This is a genomic window from Acinetobacter calcoaceticus (genome assembly GCF_016508255.1).
Classification (GTDB): domain Bacteria; phylum Pseudomonadota; class Gammaproteobacteria; order Pseudomonadales; family Moraxellaceae; genus Acinetobacter; species Acinetobacter calcoaceticus_E.
Genome location: NZ_JADVKT010000006.1, coordinates 221,335 through 239,120 on the forward strand (window position 1 = coordinate 221,335; position 17,786 = coordinate 239,120).

General features: G+C 38.5%; 20 protein-coding genes. 11 read left to right on the forward strand and 9 right to left on the reverse strand.

Features of this window, described 5'->3' with window-relative positions; genetic code table 11:
- Window positions 1-4: 4 nt before the first annotated feature.
- Window positions 5-982 carry an All-trans-nonaprenyl-diphosphate synthase gene (gene sdsA / locus I5515_RS13375; RefSeq protein WP_199967740.1) on the reverse strand — a complete coding sequence of 326 codons (978 nt, stop codon included), beginning with the start codon at window positions 980-982 and terminating at the stop codon, window positions 5-7.
- Between the two features lie 443 nt (window positions 983-1,425).
- Between sdsA and rplU the strand changes: the two genes are divergently transcribed.
- From rplU to I5515_RS13410, 7 genes are all read left to right on the forward strand, one after another.
- Entirely contained in the window at window positions 1,426-1,737 is a 312-nt protein-coding gene (gene rplU, locus I5515_RS13380; protein ID WP_199967668.1) for a 50S ribosomal protein L21, read from the forward strand.
- An 18-nt stretch (window positions 1,738-1,755) separates the two neighbouring features.
- Window positions 1,756-2,013: a 50S ribosomal protein L27 gene (gene rpmA, locus I5515_RS13385; RefSeq protein WP_003655414.1), complete on the forward strand. Its 258-nt coding sequence runs from the start codon at window positions 1,756-1,758 to the stop codon at window positions 2,011-2,013.
- A 239-nt stretch (window positions 2,014-2,252) separates the two neighbouring features.
- Window positions 2,253-2,948: an outer membrane lipoprotein chaperone LolA gene (gene lolA / locus I5515_RS13390; RefSeq protein ID WP_199967670.1), complete on the forward strand. Its 696-nt coding sequence runs from the start codon at window positions 2,253-2,255 to the stop codon at window positions 2,946-2,948.
- Between the two features lie 114 nt (window positions 2,949-3,062).
- Window positions 3,063-3,863: an RsiV family protein gene (locus tag I5515_RS13395; RefSeq protein WP_199967672.1), complete on the forward strand. Its 801-nt coding sequence runs from the start codon at window positions 3,063-3,065 to the stop codon at window positions 3,861-3,863.
- Between the two features lie 118 nt (window positions 3,864-3,981).
- Complete coding sequence (gene serS / locus I5515_RS13400) at window positions 3,982-5,253, forward strand: serine--tRNA ligase (protein WP_199967675.1); 1,272 nt, start codon at window positions 3,982-3,984, stop codon at window positions 5,251-5,253.
- A gap of 67 nt (window positions 5,254-5,320) precedes the next feature.
- Window positions 5,321-6,694 carry a siroheme synthase CysG gene (gene cysG / locus I5515_RS13405; RefSeq protein WP_199967677.1) on the forward strand — a complete coding sequence of 458 codons (1,374 nt, stop codon included), beginning with the start codon at window positions 5,321-5,323 and terminating at the stop codon, window positions 6,692-6,694.
- A 44-nt stretch (window positions 6,695-6,738) separates the two neighbouring features.
- Window positions 6,739-7,212, forward strand: coding sequence for a tRNA (cytidine(34)-2'-O)-methyltransferase (locus I5515_RS13410; RefSeq protein ID WP_002116042.1), 474 nt, complete (start codon window positions 6,739-6,741; stop codon window positions 7,210-7,212).
- Between the two features lie 67 nt (window positions 7,213-7,279).
- Here the strand turns inward: I5515_RS13410 and I5515_RS13415 are convergent, their stop codons facing one another.
- A complete protein-coding gene (locus I5515_RS13415; RefSeq protein ID WP_199967679.1) occupies window positions 7,280-7,654 on the reverse strand; it encodes a winged helix-turn-helix transcriptional regulator in 375 nt (124 codons plus the stop codon).
- Window positions 7,655-7,770: 116 nt separating this feature from the next.
- On the opposite strand from I5515_RS13415, the gene I5515_RS13420 reads away from it, so the two are divergent.
- Window positions 7,771-8,331, forward strand: coding sequence for a flavodoxin family protein (locus I5515_RS13420; protein WP_199967686.1), 561 nt, complete (start codon window positions 7,771-7,773; stop codon window positions 8,329-8,331).
- A gap of 37 nt (window positions 8,332-8,368) precedes the next feature.
- Here I5515_RS13420 and I5515_RS13425 read toward each other — a convergent pair whose 3' ends face one another.
- The 6 genes from I5515_RS13425 to rpoD form a co-directional block, all read right to left on the reverse strand.
- Entirely contained in the window at window positions 8,369-9,754 is a 1,386-nt protein-coding gene (locus tag I5515_RS13425) for an APC family permease (protein WP_199967687.1), read from the reverse strand.
- Window positions 9,755-10,020: 266 nt separating this feature from the next.
- On the reverse strand, window positions 10,021-11,205 hold the full coding sequence (locus I5515_RS13430) for an iron-containing alcohol dehydrogenase (protein ID WP_199967688.1): 1,185 nt from the start codon (window positions 11,203-11,205) through the stop codon (window positions 10,021-10,023).
- Window position 11,206: 1 nt separating this feature from the next.
- Window positions 11,207-11,740: a hypothetical protein gene (locus I5515_RS13435; RefSeq protein ID WP_199967689.1), complete on the reverse strand. Its 534-nt coding sequence runs from the start codon at window positions 11,738-11,740 to the stop codon at window positions 11,207-11,209.
- 80 nt (window positions 11,741-11,820) lie between these two features.
- On the reverse strand, window positions 11,821-12,474 hold the full coding sequence (lipB, locus tag I5515_RS13440) for a lipoyl(octanoyl) transferase LipB (RefSeq protein ID WP_199967690.1): 654 nt from the start codon (window positions 12,472-12,474) through the stop codon (window positions 11,821-11,823).
- Between the two features lie 204 nt (window positions 12,475-12,678).
- On the reverse strand, window positions 12,679-12,966 hold the full coding sequence (locus tag I5515_RS13445; protein WP_002116017.1) for a YbeD family protein: 288 nt from the start codon (window positions 12,964-12,966) through the stop codon (window positions 12,679-12,681).
- Between the two features lie 97 nt (window positions 12,967-13,063).
- Complete coding sequence (gene rpoD, locus I5515_RS13450; RefSeq protein ID WP_199967692.1) at window positions 13,064-14,947, reverse strand: RNA polymerase sigma factor RpoD; 1,884 nt, start codon at window positions 14,945-14,947, stop codon at window positions 13,064-13,066.
- A 358-nt stretch (window positions 14,948-15,305) separates the two neighbouring features.
- On the opposite strand from rpoD, the gene I5515_RS13455 reads away from it, so the two are divergent.
- Together I5515_RS13455 and I5515_RS13460 are read left to right on the forward strand one after the other, a co-directional pair.
- A complete protein-coding gene (locus I5515_RS13455; RefSeq protein WP_002116495.1) occupies window positions 15,306-15,512 on the forward strand; it encodes a PA3496 family putative envelope integrity protein in 207 nt (68 codons plus the stop codon).
- Between the two features lie 74 nt (window positions 15,513-15,586).
- The gene (locus I5515_RS13460; protein ID WP_199967695.1) at window positions 15,587-16,111 is read left to right on the forward strand and encodes a YecA family protein; all 525 of its coding nucleotides are present in this window, start codon (window positions 15,587-15,589) and stop codon (window positions 16,109-16,111) included.
- 125 nt (window positions 16,112-16,236) lie between these two features.
- On the opposite strand, the gene I5515_RS13465 is transcribed toward I5515_RS13460, so the two are convergent.
- Window positions 16,237-17,169 carry a rhodanese-related sulfurtransferase gene (locus I5515_RS13465; RefSeq protein WP_199967697.1) on the reverse strand — a complete coding sequence of 311 codons (933 nt, stop codon included), beginning with the start codon at window positions 17,167-17,169 and terminating at the stop codon, window positions 16,237-16,239.
- A 111-nt stretch (window positions 17,170-17,280) separates the two neighbouring features.
- On the opposite strand from I5515_RS13465, the gene I5515_RS13470 reads away from it, so the two are divergent.
- Complete coding sequence (locus I5515_RS13470) at window positions 17,281-17,766, forward strand: DUF1289 domain-containing protein (RefSeq protein WP_199967699.1); 486 nt, start codon at window positions 17,281-17,283, stop codon at window positions 17,764-17,766.
- Window positions 17,767-17,786 lie beyond the last annotated feature (20 nt).

Below are 17,786 nucleotides of genomic sequence, written 5' to 3' on the forward strand. Positions count from 1 at the left end.
ATATCTATTGTATTCGATGTAACGCAAGCTGAGTTAAGTTAATCAAAGCCTGACGATATGGTGTATCGGGTAGCTTTGATAAAGCTTGCAGTGCGGCTTCTGTTTCTTCTTGGGCACGTTGGTGGCAATAATCTAAAGCGCCAGACTTCTGTACAATTTCTATGATTTGAGATAATTGATCGACGCCACCAGTTGCAATACTGCGACGAAGAATCGCATGCTCTTCATCTGTTGAGTGCGCTAATGCTGAAATTAACGGTAAAGTTGGTTTACCTTCCATTAAATCATCACCAATATTTTTACCTAATGTTTCAGCATCTGAAGTGTAGTCTAAAATATCATCAATAATTTGGAATGCATTACCAAAATGACCGGCAAATAATCTCAATGGCTCGCGATACGTTTCTTGTCCAGCTAAAATAGCAGCGCCTTCTGTAGCGAGTTCAAACAGACGAGAAGTTTTACCGTGAATAATTTTTAAATAAGTTTCTTCTGTTGTATCGGGCTGATGTTGCGATTGAAGTTGTAATACTTCACCTTCAGCAATTTCACATGTACCTGTTGAAAAGTCTTTCAATAAAGTCATATTGTTTAAATCGACCAGTAAATCGAAAGCACGTGCAATGAGGAAGTCACCAACTAATACGGCTGTCTGATTGTTCCATGTCGCATTTGCTGTAGGTCGGCCACGACGAAGACCAGATTCATCTACAACATCATCATGGACTAAGGTCGCGGTATGCAACATTTCAATGATTGCGGCCAGACGTTGTGCGTTTTGCATATTGTCGAGACCACAAGCGCGTGCTGCAAGTAAACACATGATTGGGCGCATACGTTTTCCGCCAGCTTCAACAACATGTTTGCTGACAGACATGACTAAACCGACTTTTGAGCTAATTCCTTCATTAATCAAGTGATCCATCGCAGCAAAGTCTGAGGCAACAGGCGCAAGAATGTCTTGCTTGAAATCGATGACCATATGAAGAAAAACCCCGTATTGGTAGATAAGTGGCATTAGTGTAACAATTAAAGGCGTGTTGCACAGGTGAACAAGTGGCTGATATTAATCATTTCTATTGTCTTTATGCGTTCTTTGTTCTTTATTTAAGCAAAACATCATATTTCCGGCAAAACAATAAATTTAATGACATCAGCATTAATACAACTTGTTCTTGTCGCAATTTGTGTCTGGAACTGTATTTTAATTTTCATTCAGAATCAATGAAAACTGCTAAATTCCCACCTAAGCTGCCTGTTGATTTTGTAAAAACAGGGTAGTAGGCATCACTGATAAATAGAAAATACTTGTCGTTTGATCAAATTTCACTTAAAATCTGTCCCCTTATATAACCCCAGTGGCGAACGTTTTAAGATCGATATATCCCTTATCGGCACGACGACACGGGCTAATTGGAGTACATTATGTACGCAGTAATCCAAAGCGGTGGTAAACAGCACCGTGTAGTTGAGGGTGAAACCCTTAAAGTTGAATTATTGAAAGCTGAATCTGGCGCGACTATTACATTTGATGATGTATTAATGGTTGTAAACGGTGACAGCATTCAAATCGGTGCTCCAGTTATAGCTGGCGCTAAAGTAACTGCAGAAGTGGTTGGTCATGGTCGTCACGACAAAATCCGCATTATCAAAATGCGTCGTCGTAAACACTACCGTAAACAACAAGGTCACCGTCAATGGTTCACTGAGTTGAAAATTACTGGTATTTCAGGCTAATCACGAGGAGTAAGAGACATGGCAACTAAAAAAGCCGGTGGATCGACGAAGAACGGTCGTGATTCAAACCCAAAAATGTTAGGTGTTAAAATTTACGGCGGTCAAGCTGTAACTGCTGGTAACATCATCGTTCGTCAACGTGGTACTGAGTTCCACGCTGGTGCAAATGTTGGTATGGGCCGTGACCATACTTTATTTGCTACTGCTGACGGCGTAGTAAAATTCGAAGTGAAAGGTCAATTTGGCCGTCGCTACGTAAAAGTTGAAACTGTATAAGTTTTAGCTTCAAAAAAAGCCCACATTTTGTGGGCTTTTTTTATGGAATTTAATCTGATTTACCTTCATCATGATGAATGAAATTCTACAAACAATATGAATAACATAACAAAATATCTTATTTTCTCAATGATTAGCACCGAGTTTGTCGGTTAATATGAGTCTTGAATTAAGAGCTTGCTAATTTTCATAATTTTGAAAGAAAGCAAGTTGTCTTACAGCAACTAAAAGGTGATGACATGAATATGCTTCGTAAAACTATGTGTGCTATTACACTTAGCGCGTCAGTGCTTGCTCCTGTAATGAGTACTACAGTGTTTGCTGCGCCTGTAGCAGCACCGGAGCAACAGGCTATTGGGAACTTGGTAAATCAGTTATCAGGATTACAGCGTTTGACTGCTGATTTTGAACAAACAACTAAAGCCAATACAAAAACTGTGGCACAGAAAAAGGGTCTAAGTGCCCAGCATATGAACCAGACATTTAAAGGTTCAATGAAAGTTGAGCGTCCAGGGAAATTTTATTGGGAAACTGTGAGTCCGGCTAAACAAACGATTGTAACGAGCGGAAAAACAGTTTGGATTTACGACCCAGATCTACAACAAGCTGTACGCCAAAGCTTAGATTCACAAGTAGCAGATACGCCTGCTTTATTACTCTCTGGTAATACTAATCAAATCATGAAGTCTTACCGAGTGACTCAGCCGGATAAATCTAAATTATATTTCACTTTGTTCCCGAAAAAAGAAGATGGGGCTTTCCAAAGCTTAACGATTAGTTTTGGTGCAAACAAAGCGCCAACCCTGATGGTATTGCAAGACTCTTTGGGTCAAACCACTTATGTGAAATTTAATAACGTGAAAGTGAATGCTTCAATTCCAGCATCTGTGTTTAACTTTACGCCACCAAAAGGTACAGATGTTATTGACCAGTAATTAATCATCATTAAAAAGCTACCTTTCAAGGTAGCTTTTTTTATATTAGAGAGATAGATACATTTTTTAACCCCGTCTTATTCTTACGCTTTGTATAGTGATAGAGGTAAATTCATGGGGATTATTATGCGACTTTACGATAAAAAAATTATTTGTATTCTTCCATTAATGGCTGCAATAGCAATTGTGAGTGGTTGCCAACCAAAATCGGCAGCTAAAGAGGAGCAGGTCGCTTCAAGTGTTAAGATTAAAGAAACTAAAGAGGTTGGTGTTCCTGTAATTCAGGCAAAAGTAATCCCAGTAAAATTGCCAAAGTCTAAAGTTTGTCTTGAGGATGGTTGTACAGAGTATGATTTCCAAACAGTACAAACCAATCAGAAGTGGATTAATGATTATTTTACCAATCGTATAAAGAAAGCAGATCCGAATGCTTTTGCAAACTTGGCTGATAAACCTGTAGAGGTGCCTGAAGGTGAGCCACGGTCGAGTCAAAGCGCAATTTATGTCCGCTATTTAGGACAAAATTATAATCTTGCAACTTTTGCATTACAGACCTATTCCTATTCTGCTGGTGCAGCGCATGGTATGTCTCATCAAGAATTTGTGACTTTTGATTTATTAAATAAAAAGCACATTACTGTTGCTGAGCTCATTAAAACAGATGTTGAAAAGCAGTTGGTTGATGCACTTTTTGATGCGAATACAAATTGGCTTCAAGAACACAATATTAACCGTGAAAAACTGCAATTAAGTGATAATTTCTACTATGGCGTAAATGGGATTGTTTTTGTCTATCCAATTTATGAGTTGGCTTCTTATGCAGAAGGAATGACTGAATTAACATTGCCATATTCTGAGGCAGCTAAGTTCATTAAACCTGAGTATTTGCCGAGTGTGCCAAACTATAACTTGTAAAATAGGTGATCTATTCTAACAATTGTGTGAAAGCTATTCGTTATGAAGATGATCACTATATTTTTTAGTGTGAAGGCCTTACACTATAGCCAGTTTTTTACCCATATTATGATTGATTATGATCGACCCTAAGTTACTCAGAAATAATATTGAAGCCGTTAATGCGGCTTTGGCAAAACGTGGTGTTCAATTAGATGTTCAAGAATGGGCTTCTTTAGAAACTCGCCGTAAAGACTTGCAATCAAAAACTGAAAAATTGCAGGCAGAACGGAATGCCGGTGCAAAACAAGTGGGTCAGATTAAAAAATCTGGTGGCGATGCTTCTGAAATCATGGCACGTATGCAAGCCATTGGTGATGAAATCAAAGCTGCTGAAGTTGCTTTGTCAGAGCTACAAAACGAGATTGAGCAAAAAGCGCTTAGCCTCCCTAACTTACCAGATGAATCTGTTCCTGCTGGTAAAAATGAAGATGATAACGTTGAAATCTCAAAATGGGGTACACCTCGTCAGTTTGATTTTGAAATCAAAGATCATACTGATTTAGGCGAGTGGATGGGCGGTTTAGAGTTTGAAACTGCTACTAAATTGACTGGCTCACGTTTTAGCGTGTTAAAGGGCTCTTTAGCGCGTTTACAACGTGCGTTAACGCAGTTCATGCTTGACACTCATACTTTAAAGAATGGCTATACAGAAGCTTATGTACCTTATTTGGTAAATGCTGATTCACTTCGTGGTACTGGTCAGTTACCAAAATTTGAAGAAGACTTATTTAAACTTCAAGGCGAGAAAGAATATTACCTCATTCCTACAGCAGAAGTTCCTGTTACTAACTTCGTTCGTGATGAGATTATTGATACCGAGCGCTTGCCTTTAAAATATGCTGCGCATACACCATGTTTCCGTAGTGAAGCAGGTTCTTATGGTCGTGATACACGCGGTTTAATTCGTCAGCATCAGTTTGATAAAGTTGAGATGGTGCAAATTGTTAAACCTGAAACCTCTATGCAGGCGCTTGAAGAGCTTACTGCACATGCAGAGGGCATTTTGCAGGCACTTGGTTTGCCATACCGCAAAATTTTGCTCTGCGGTGGTGATATGGGCTTCGGAGCGACTAAAACTTACGACTTAGAAGTTTGGGTTCCAAGTCAAAATACTTACCGTGAAATTTCAAGCTGTTCTAATATGGGTGATTTTCAGGCACGTCGCATGAAAGCGCGCTACAGAATGGATCAAAAGAAGACTGAATTAGTGCACACATTAAATGGTTCAGGTCTTGCAGTTGGACGTACTTTGCTTGCTGTAATGGAAAATTACCAACGTGAAGATGGTTCTATTGAGATTCCAGAAGTATTACGCCCATATATGGGTGGTTTAACATTTATTGATTAAGCTTTGCATTTAAATTGTGCATAGTTTTTGCTTAAACATAATCAGATGATTAATGTAGAGGTTTAAAGTGGATATTTTTCCAATCTCTTTAAAGTTGCAACAGCAACGTTGTCTGATTGTGGGTGGTGGGCATATCGCATTGCGCAAAGCAAATCTTTTAGCTAAAGCTGGAGCGATAATCGATATTATTGCTCCAGTAATTGAAGAGCCGCTTTTGCAATTAGTCAAAACGACAGAAGGCCAATATTTTGCCGAGCCCTTTGTTGAAAAGGTGTTAAATACGCCTTACCGCTTAGTGATTGCTGCGACTAATAATGCAGAAGTGAATAAAACGGTTTTTGAACAATGTGAAGCACGGAATTTATTGGTAAATAGTGTTGATGATATCCCACACTGTCGTTTTATGGTTCCTGCCATTATTGACCGTTCTCCATTAATTATTTCTGTAGCTTCAAATGGCACATCGCCAGTTTTATCTAGACAACTTCGTACTCAAATAGAAACGATTGTTCCTCATGGCATGGGGAAATTGGCTGAATTTTCAGGTCAATGGCGTAAGCAGGTAAAAGCAAAAATTTCGAATCCAGACGAGCGTCGGATCTTTTGGGAAAATTTATATGCCAGTCCATTAAAAGAACAAGTTTTTAATGACAATTTGGACGTGGCAAATGATTTGATTCAACAAGCCTTAACAGAGTGGACAGCACCCAAAGGTGAGGTTTACTTGGTAGGGGCTGGACCAGGTGACCCTGAGCTACTAACATTAAAAGCATTGCGTCTTATGCAACAAGCAGATGTCGTGATTTATGATCGTTTGGTGTCTGCACCCATCTTAGAGCTTTGCCGTCGTGATGCGACCAAAATTTATGTGGGGAAAGCACGTTCAAATCACTCCGTACCACAAGATGGCATTAACGCTTTACTGGTTGAATACGCTCAAAAAGGAAAGCGTGTTTGTCGTCTAAAGGGTGGTGATCCGTTTATCTTTGGGCGTGGTGGTGAAGAGATTCAAGAGCTAGTTGAGGCGAATGTTACTTTTCAGGTGGTACCGGGCATAACCGCAGCATCAGGCTGTTCAGCTTATGCAGGCATTCCATTAACTCATCGTGATTATGCACAAAGTGTACGTTTCTTAACTGGGCATTTAAAAGAAGGTTCACCTGAACTGCCTTGGAATGAGCTGGTTTATAAAAATCAAACTTTAGTTTTATATATGGGATTGGTTGGTTTGGAGCGCATTTGTGAGCAACTTATTGCTCATGGTCAACGTGCTGATATGCCAGTAGCCTTAATCTCTAAAGGAACGACACCGGAACAAAAAGTTATCGTTGGAACATTAGCCGATATTGCGACTAAAGTGTCTGAACATCATATCGTTGCACCGACTTTAACCATTATTGGTGAAGTGGTGAGTTTACGTGAACAGTTAAAATGGCAATAAGTTCATCTGAATTTATTGTTTGTTATTAAAAGTCGAGAAAATTTGTGATTCATGTCGTCCTATACGAGCCTGAAATTCCTGCTAATACAGGCAATATCATTCGTTTATGTGCTAATACGGGTGCGCAGTTACATTTAGTCAAACCTCTAGGTTTTGAGTTGGATGATAAAAAGCTCAAAAGAGCAGGCCTTGATTATCATGAATGGGCACGTATGCAAATTTGGGACAATATTGAACTATGCCTTGCAGACTTAAAAGCTAAAGGTGTTGAGCATGTTTTTCCACTTACCACTAAAGGCTCAGCGACTCCACATACAGTCGATTTGAATCGACCTGTGGCTTTATTGATGGGACCAGAAACGCGTGGTTTGCCTGAGCATGTTCGCCTAATGTTTCCACAAGAACAATGGATTCGTTTACCGATGGCTGAAAACTCAAGAAGTTTAAATTTGTCTAATGCAACAGCCGTCATTGTTTATGAAGCATGGCGTCAGCAAGGTTTTAAAAACTTGGGATAAGTTATTAAATTTTTAAAAAAAATAAGGCCATTAATGGCCTTATTTTTTTGTTTAATTTTACTTAAGCTTATTCTGGTAGTTTTTCGTCATAGATGATTTGTGCTGCTAAAACCTGTTCAATGTTTGTTTCAGCCCATTCCTTTAATTGGAACGCCATTGCAGCTACATTTTGCCCTAAAGAGGTGAGTGAGTAATCAACGCGAATTGGAGATGTATTTTGGATGTTACGCTCGATAAAACCGTCTCTCTCTAGCATTTTTAACTTCTGTGATAAGACTTTAGGTGAAATGCCTTGGATATTCTTTTTGAGCAAATTGAAGTGTTGAGTTTCTTCTTCAAGAACGTTTAAAATTAATAGAACCCATTTATCTGCAATTTTTTCAAAAAATAAACGAGCAGGGCAATGTTGTTGAAAAATATTATATTTTAGACATTCATTCATACCATTTACCTATAATTTTTTGAAAAATTACACTAGTTACCAACTAGTAACTAATTGACACCTAGTTTCTAAAATATATCATAAGGTGGAATTTAATAAAACAAAGGTTTTCTCCCATGTCTAACTCTAATATCGCGGTTGTATATTTCTCTGGTTATGGTCACACAAAAGTTGTTGCTGAAACGTTTGCAAACGAGATTAATGCTGAGATTATCCAGATTGATCAGGAAGGGAATATTACTGATCAAGATTGGCAGACATTAAATGATGCAAAGGGGATTGTTTTTGGTGCTCCAACTTATATGGGAACAGCGCCATGGCAGTTTAAAAAGTTTGCTGATGCAACTTCAAAAGTATGGTTTACACGTGGCTGGCAAGATAAAGTATTTGCAGGTTTCACAAACAGCGCGAGTTTAAATGGGGATAAACAAGTAACTCTTATCCAATTACAAACTTTAGCATCACAGCATGGCGGGATTTGGGTGAGTCTTGGTTTGTTACCAGCAAATACAAAAACCGCAACACGTGAAGATGTAAATAACTTAGGTGGTTCAGTAGGGCTTTTAGTTCAATCGCCTTCAGATGCAAGTGCGGAAGAAGTTCCGACAGGCGATCTTGAAACAGCAAAACTTTATGCTCAACGTGTACAAAGTATTGTGAATAAAATTTTTGGTTAATTTGAACATAAAAAAGGCGCTTAAAGCGCCTTTTTTATTACTCATGTTCGTTATGTTGCGGAGCATTATATTTGAAGCCTTTGGTTTTGTAGGCAAGATAACCTACACCAATAACGGCCCAAGCCAAGCCAATTTGTAAGGCAAGCTTATCAATCTCTAACCACATCATAAACACACTGGCAAAACCAAGCGTTGGTATAGCAATATAATTAATAATGTCTTTAAGCGTTTTATTCTTGCCATCTCTTAATGCATAGCGAGAAATCACAGAGAAGTTAACAAAACTAAAAGCAGTTAAAGCACCAAAACTAATCAAGTTAACAATATGCTCAAGATCTAAAAAGCCAGCAGATAAAGCAACTACACCAACAATAATAATGTTGTAAGTTGGGGTATGTAATTTTGGGCTGATATGACCAAATAATTTCTTGTTAATGACTCCGTCGCGTCCCATCACATACATTAAACGTGATACACCCGCATGGGCAGAAATACCTGATGCCATTACAGCGACTACAGCAAAATATAAAACCAAAGTTTTAAACATTAGACTACCAATTGCAGCGACCATTACAGGTTGTGATTCATCTAAAGGTTTAAAGTACGTGTTTGGGTTACTTGGAAAATATAATTGGATGAAGTAAGTACTTACAATGAAAATAATACCTGCAAGTAATGCTGTAGAAAAAATAGCTTTTGGTAACGTTTTTTCTGCATCTTTTGTTTCTTCAGCAAGAGAAGATAAAGCATCAAAACCCGTAAAAGAGAAGCAGAGTACGGTCGCACCAGCAATTAAAGAACTGACAGACGTCATATCGTTCCAAAAAGGAGTTAATGACCACAACGCTGCTTTATCTGGATTTAAAGTTCCATCTGCATATACACCTTGAGTAAGTAAGGTATATACTTGATAAACAAAATAAAAAATTACGCCAAGCTGAATAACAACAATCGTACTGTTAAAACGTGCAACAAACCGTGCACCAAATAAATTAATAACAGTCATAAGTGTTGTTAAACCAATCACCCATAACCAGTTATTTACTCCTGGAAAAAGAGCTCTTAGATAAATATCTGCCAAGATAATATTAACAAGCGGTGACAGTAGATAGTCTAACCAAGAAGACCAACCCACCATAAAGCCAACATTAGGGTGAATTGATTTTTGAGCATACGTATAGGCCGACCCAGAAGAAGGGTAGCGCTTAATCATATGTCCATAACTGATCGATGTTAATAAGATTGCGACTAATGCAAAAATGTAGGAAGTTGGTACATGACCGCTACTGCGTTCTGACACTAAACCAAAAGTATCAAATAACGTTAATGGCTGAATGTAAGCTAAACCAATAATAACAATATGCCAAAGCACAAGATTCTTTTGAAGCGTGCCTGTTGGTTTAGTCCCAGATAAATTTGTCAACGGCGTTATCCTCATAATCGTTGATCAAGGATCAGCTTGGTGTTAAGGATCGTTTGAGACGAACGATCCCCCCTACAGAAAAAGATAAAGTGCGCCAATCTATCCTAAATTGATATAAATTGTCAGTACTTTCATCTATTTTTTAGCAAATTTTTTGCCATATATTCCAAATAAAATAATGAATAAAAATTCTTAATCATAAAAAAGGTCTGATTTAATATATAAATCAGACCTTTATGAGATTTTTTGGAGTTTAACTTATCGAATTACCAAGCTTTTTCTAAGATATCTCGGATATCTTTTAAGCTTGCTTCTTTCGGGTTATAAATAATTGAGCCATCATTTAGTGCTTTTTCTGCCAATTCATCAAGCTGTGCTTCGGTTACTTTACCTGTTTCACGTAGAGTGCGTGGTAACTTCGTTAAAGTAAACAAGCGATCACGCATTGCTAATATGGTCGCAATTGCTCTGTCTGCGCGCTGGCTTGCTGGGGTTTGTGCATAAATATCTGCACCAGCGAGTGGTAATAATAACTCGCCAATTTTCTGACCATTTACTTGCTTGTTATATTCAAGCACGTAAGGTAAGAATAAATTCATGCATAAACCGTGGGGCAGGTGAGCAACAGCACCTAAAGCATGTCCTAGAGAGTGGACCAGGCCAACCATTGAGTTAGAAAATGCAATACCTGCCATCGTTGAAGCTTGCGCTAGCTCTAAACGCCCTTGTGAGTCACTTGGGTTATCTAAAACATCAAATAGATTTTCACTGATCTTTTTAATTCCAGCACTTGCATAGGCATCACTTATTGGATTTGCACCTAAGCATGTATAAGCCTCTACACAATGTGTTAAAGCATCCATACCTGTCATTGCTGTCAAATGCGGAGGTAGGGTAAGGGTCATGCGTGGATCTAAAATCGCAGCATGTGGCATTAAATATGCAGAAGTGAAAGCTAACTTCACATTCCTTTGTGTATCGGAAACAACCGCAACCATTGTAACTTCTGAACCTGTGCCAGAAGTTGTTGGAATCACGAAAAATGGTTTTAAGGGTTTTGGTAAGTTATGTGCACCAGAATATTGAAGAAGGTCATCGCCACCTTCTGAGACTAAAATATTCGTTGCTTTAGAGGTGTCGATAACAGAGCCACCACCCACAGCAATAATCGCGTCACATTTATTGGTACGATAAGCTTCTGCTGCAAGTCGCACTACTTCAAGACTTGAGTCTGGCGGAACATCATCAAAAACATGGCCAATGACAGCATCAGTCGTACTAAATGCAGCTTCAATAGGGTTTAGCAGACCATTAGCACGGACGCCTTTATCAGTAATGATAAGAGGACGCTTTGCACCTAATGTCGCAAGTTCAAACGGAATATGTTCTATCGCAGTATTGCCAGCAATAACTTTTACAGGACAAAAAAATTCGTAATATGGTTTGGCCATGTTATGCGCTCCGCTTGAAGTAAGACTTGGCTACTTTTAAATAAATATTGGCAGCTTCGTTAAATTTTTCTTTTAGGGTGAGTTCGGTTGGATATTCTTTAACTGCGAGTGATGCTACCAATTTTGGTAAAATAAGAGATTCCATTCTATTTAAGCAACGAACAAAGCGAATCCCTGCTGATACATCTCCATCTGCAATCATACGGTCATGAGCATATGCTTGAGCTGTACTTTCCTGAAAAGAGAAAACCAAAAATGCATGAGTTACATGCTTAAAGGTAATAGTTAAGTCTGGTTTTTTTTCAGGTCTTTTAAGTAGCTCTAATTGCTTATCTTCTGTCACTCGTGCAAAAAATGCTGGTCCATTCGGAAAAACATTCATTGAAATTACAAAGTGAACTGGAAATTTAGAGATTTCCTCTTGTATTTCATTATCTACCTGACTTGCCATGACTAAGCCACGTCCGATGACATCCATCATAAGCTTAACGTAGGCAAGTTGCAGAGTGGGCTTTACAGCTTTTGTCGAAATCACTTGCTATCCCTTCTTAAAATTATGTAAAAGCAATTTTAGAGTATTTACTCTAATCTATTTTTATTCCATCTTAAAGTCATTTATTCAAATCTGACTTTAAGGTCATTAAAGTGACCAGAGGCCTTAATATACTCAATAAAGTCCTGACAAAGTTGGCCAAATGATGGATAAGGAGTCACTAAATCTTGTATGCGTACCATTTCTAAGCCTGCATAGCCGCAAGGATTGATGGTCTGGAATCCATCTAATGCACAATCTAGATTGAGTGCTAATCCATGGTAACTACGGCCACGACGAATTTTAAAGCCTAAGGAACCAATCTTACGACCATCTACATATACACCAGGTGCATCGGGCTTGGCGTAAGCTTCAATTCCATATTTTTTTAAAATATCTATCATAAATTGTTCAGCAAAACTGACCAATGTACGTACGTTCCATTTTAGCCGATTAAGATCAAACATGAAGTAAGCCACAAATTGCCCTGGTCCATGCCAAGTCACTTGCCCGCCGCGGTCAGTTTGAACGACCGGAATGTCCGATGAAATGAGAATGTGTTCTGGTTTGCCAGCTTGGCCTTGTGTTAAGACATTATGATGTTGAAGTAACCATAACTCATCAGGCGTATCTTGATCACGCTCGTTTGTTAAGAGTTTCATGGTTTCAAATTTGCTTTGATAATCTTGTAAATCGTTCCATTGCCGAATGATCAAGTTGGGTTTATCAAGGCTCATCACAAGATATTCCTATAAGTTGGTTTATGCGGTGCCCAGTTAATATCTGCAAGATAGAAGCCGAAAACTTCGTAATTTTAAAGGATTTTATAAGAGGAATTCTAAATATTTGTATGGTTTTTTCGAAGGTGGTTGGCTTAGAAATTTCCAAAAAAATACCACAGTAAGAATGTCTGACTGTGGTATTGATTGAAGAACTTAAAATTAAAGCGCAGTTCTGATCTGCGGACAAGCAGCCAAGTCAGCATAAAGTGCATGAACTTGTTCTAATTCTTCAAAGCGTAATTGTGCTGTTAAAGAATGATACTTGCCGGTGCGAGATTCTTGAACTTTTAGTGTTGAGTGGTCGAAGTCTGGAAAATGTTTTACCAAAATATCAACTACAGCAACACGTAATTCTTCACCCGCATCGCCAATAAGTTTAATTGGATAATCCATCGGAAATACCCAAAGATGTTCTTGTAGTTCGCGAGATGGAGTGCGGTCTAACATAAGTTACCTCATGATTTGAAACGCCTGCATTATCGCAGGCGTTTATAGCTCTTTCTATTAAATGGGGCTTGGTTTTGAAATTTCAAGCTTTCAAAACTTAGTCATTTTCCAAGAAAGAACGTAAGTGTTCAGAACGAGAAGGGTGGCGCAATTTACGCAACGCCTTCGCTTCAATCTGACGAATACGTTCACGTGTTACGTCAAACTGCTTGCCCACTTCTTCTAATGTGTGATCGGTTGGCATATCAATACCAAAACGCATCTTCAATACTTTTGCTTCACGTTCAGTTAAGTTTTCAAGTACTTCGCGTGTTGCTTCTTTTAAGCCTTCTGAAGTCGCAGCATCAATTGGAGAAGTGATGTTTTGATCTTCAATGAAATCACCAAGATGCGAATCTTCATCATCACCAATAGGCGTTTCCATTGAAATCGGTTCTTTGGCAATTTTAAGTACCTTACGAACCTTAACTTCGTCCATTTCTAAACGTTCACCTAATTCTTCAGGTGTTGGTTCACGGCCCATTTCTTGTAACAATTGACGAGATACACGGTTGATCTTGTTAATCGTTTCAATCATATGCACAGGGATACGGATTGTACGAGCCTGATCGGCAATCGAACGGGTAATCGCCTGACGAATCCACCAAGTTGCATAAGTCGAGAATTTATAACCACGACGATATTCAAACTTGTCTACAGCTTTCATCAAACCAATGTTCCCTTCTTGAATCAAGTCAAGGAACTGTAAACCACGGTTGGTGTATTTCTTCGCAATCGAAATTACCAAACGAAGGTTGGCTTCTACCATTTCTTTCTTAGCACGGCGTGCTTTTGCTTCGCCAATCGCCATACGCTTAGAAATATCTTTAATTTCAGCAACGCTTAAATTAAGTTCTTTCTCAATATCTGCAATCTTTTGCTGGAATGCTAAAACATCCGGACGAACCTTTTCTAAATGCGCCTTGATCTCAGCAGGAGCTTTAGCAATCTGTTCATCTAACCAAGCTGGATTAGATTCTTGCTTAGGGAAAGAGGTACGGAATTGAGTACGATCCATACGGCCACGACGTACTGCATAACGCATAACTTCACGTTCGTTGGCACGAATTTGCTCATGTGTACCACGAATCATTTCAGAGATGATGTCAAATAAACGTGGGGTAAATTTAAACATCATAAACACAGTAGCTAAAGCTTCTAAAGCATCATCTGCTTCTGGGCTGTTACGACCATGTTTCTCAATAATAGCTTTGGTTTTAGTCCATGCTGCTTCAAGTTCATTAAAGCGAACTTTTGCAACTTCAGGATCTGGACCAGACTCGCCTTCAGAATCATCATCGCTTTCAGACTCTTCATCTTCTTCATCGTCGTCAAGCTTAACTTCTTTTGCTGGTGTTGCTGGCGTTTCTTCTTCCTCAAGTTCTGTTTCTTCTTCTAGAACTTCAGGAATATCTTCGTCAGTTTCTGGGTCAAGATAGCCAGATAAAATATCGGCAAGGCGACGTTCGCCAGTCAAGAAATCATTATATTCTTTTAATACAACTTCAACAGCATTTGGCCAATACGCAATTGAATTAAGGACATCACGAATCCCTTCTTCAATACGTTTTGCAATGCTGATTTCACCTTCACGGGTTAACAGTTCAACTGTACCCATTTCACGCATGTACATACGTACAGGGTCTGTCGTACGTCCAGGCTCATTTTCAACCGATGCAAGTACGGCAGCAGCTTCTTCTTCAGCAACTTCATCGGCTGTGTCAGTTGACTCACCGAACATGGTATCGTCAGATTCAGGTGCACGCTCGTGTACAGGAATACCAACGTCTTGAAGCATTTGAATAATGTCTTCAATCTGTTCGCTTTCAGTAATCGAGTCCGGCAGATGATCGTTAACCTCAGCGTAAGTTAAGTAACCTTGTTCTTTGCCTCGGCTAATCAGAGCCGCTACTTGAGAAGTAGGGGAATGCATATCGCTCATCTTTGCTTACTCTTCGTTGAATCTGTGGCAGTGAAAAACCGTGCATGATAGCACAATTTGCTTGAAATGTTTTGGCTTTGATCGGTAACCGTTAAATAAAAAATATCTTTGAATTCACGTCTGTTTTTTGAATATTGGGCTAAAATCATTTTTTTCAAGCTTAAATCATCGAAAAGATCATAGAATTTTTTCTTGATCAAAAAAATAGTTCAGTTTTATAAATACACAATTTTTCGGGTGAAAAAAAGTACAAATATGCAGTTTAATGAAAAAAATATAAATAAAACTTGACATGATTCTGTAAGAGAGATAAATAGCGCCTAGACCCATTCACATTTTTTCATTAGAGGTAGTTTTAGTGTCTTCTACAGATTTTGAACTAGATGATAACTACGGTGATGATGATGATGTCGGTTTTGATGAGTCATCAGGCAAAATCACTGCGAAAGAATCATTAGAAAAACGTAGATTAATCGATGATCTATTAGCTCAACGCCGTTTAGAGCGTGAGTTGAAAGATTTTGATTATGATTTAGACGATGATGATCTTGATGATGAAGACTAATCAAATCTGAATAGGGCATCGTCAGCTTAAATGCTATGCTATCGTAGATTTCTTTTTTATAGTCAGGTAACACAATGAGTGCGTTAGATTTAGACCAATTAAGTGAATATCTAGATGGAGACCACAATGAGTATGGTCTAGATTTCGCTGCAACTCATGGTTTTCTGTGTGCAATTGCAGTAGGCCCTCAGTTTGACCGTTGGTTAGATGAGCTATTTGATAATAACCATAAGAAGGTTCCTGCTGAAATTATTCAGCAAATCAAGGCGTGGTTAGAGTCAATTCGACAAGATTTAGCAAATGAAAATGGAATTGCATTTCCATTTGAAGTTGAAGAAGCTGATGTTGAATCTAGCTTAGGCGACTGGAGTGTGGGATTTGTTGATGCAATGTTCTTAAATGAAGAGGCATGGTTTGCTCCTGAACATGAAGAACAGTTAATTGATTTAACTTTACCAATGATGGTATTTAGTGGAATTGATGAAGAAGATCCACAGATGGAATCTTTCCGTCGCAATGGACAGCTAATGGATGAACTGGCAGAAGAAATTCCAGATAATTTGAATGAATTATACTTGATGTATCATACGCCAAATTAAGCTTTAAAAAAATTAAATAAATAACGTCCTTTCTAGGGCGTTTTTTATTGTAATAAATTTAATTTTATAAAGATAAAAAAGGCACTTAGAAATCTAAGTGCCTTTTGAAAACTGGTTATAGTGACTTATAATCGTTTGCGCTTTGCCGCTGCAATTTGTGACTGGCGCATACGGAAGCCAGCTTTTTGTTTTTCAGTCGTTTTGTCGATGCAATACACGCAAGAAACACCATGTTCATAACTTGTTAAAGCAGACTCTTCTGGCGTTAATGGCCAACCACAAGCATGACATTTAATATTTACGCCTTCTTCAACACCGTGAGTTACAGCAGTCCGGCCATCAAAAACAAAACATTCACCTTCCCATAAACTTTCCTCGGCAGGTGTTTCTTCTAAATATTTAAGGATGCCGCCTTTGAGGTGATAAACCTCTTGGAAGCCTTCTTGAAGAAGTAAAGAAGTTGATTTTTCACAGCGAATACCGCCTGTACAGAACATCGCAATTTTTTTGTCTTTATGCTGCTCTAGCTCTTTTTTAACATATTCTGGAAACTCGCGGAATGTCTCAGTTTTAGGGTCGATTGCACCTTTGAAAGTACCCGCCTTATATTCATAGTCATTACGCGTATCAATTAAAATTACATCATCACGTGCAATTAAATCATTCCATTCTTTTGGATCGAGATAGTGACCCACTAAATCGCGGGGTTTAACCTCAACACCTAAAGTCACAATCTCTTCTTTAAGTTTAATTTTCATTTTACGGAAAGGCTTGTCAGAACTATGGGATTCTTTGTATTCCATAGAGGCAAAACCTTCATTGAGTAAAAATTGATAGAGACTATCAATTGCTACGCGGTCGCCAGCAACAGTACCATTAATTCCTTCACCTGCTACAATCAGAGTTCCACAAAGGTTAATTGTTTTCACTAAGTCTAATAAGCGTTGTTGAAGATCGGCAGGATCTTGAACTTCTTTAAATTGATATAGTGCTGCAACAACCCAATCTGCGGTCGCTTGCTGTTCTACAGGTGCAAGCTGTTCTACAGTAGCGTTCATGGAAAACTCCAAATGTATTAAGATAGAAATTTAAGGCGCACATTTTAGCGCGAAAATTTGTAATAAGCGAGAAAACCATAAAAAGTATATGGTTTATTTAAGGAGTCTGTTTTGAGTAGTGATCATCGAACGCTCTCTCTCACCCCATGTGCAGGGCGTTGTTCAACAGTTTTTGGTGATCAGGTTTGCCGTGGTTGTCGTCGTTTTAACCATGAGGTGATTCAATGGAATACTTATACAGCAGAACAACGTTTGGCTGTATGGAAGCGTTTAGATGATCAATTGAATCAAATTCTAGTACCTATGTTGCCTCATGCAAATTTGCAGCATGTAGAAGGTTTTATTTTAAGTAAACGTGTTCGGTTGATGGAAGGAGCGAGCAAAGGTCGCAAACTTTATCATGCCTTGAAAATATGTGAGAAAAATAAGCATCTGGCAACAGAAAGTGGTTTAGGTATTTCAGAGTCTCAAGTTAAAATAATATGGGTTGAATTTGAAAGGCGCGTTTTAGCTTTGGCTAAAGCGAGTTATGAGTTGGCTTGGCTCCGAGCTGATGGAATTAGTCATCACTTATTAAGTGTGTTTGACGAAGAATAAGTTTGTAGATTGAATTGAAT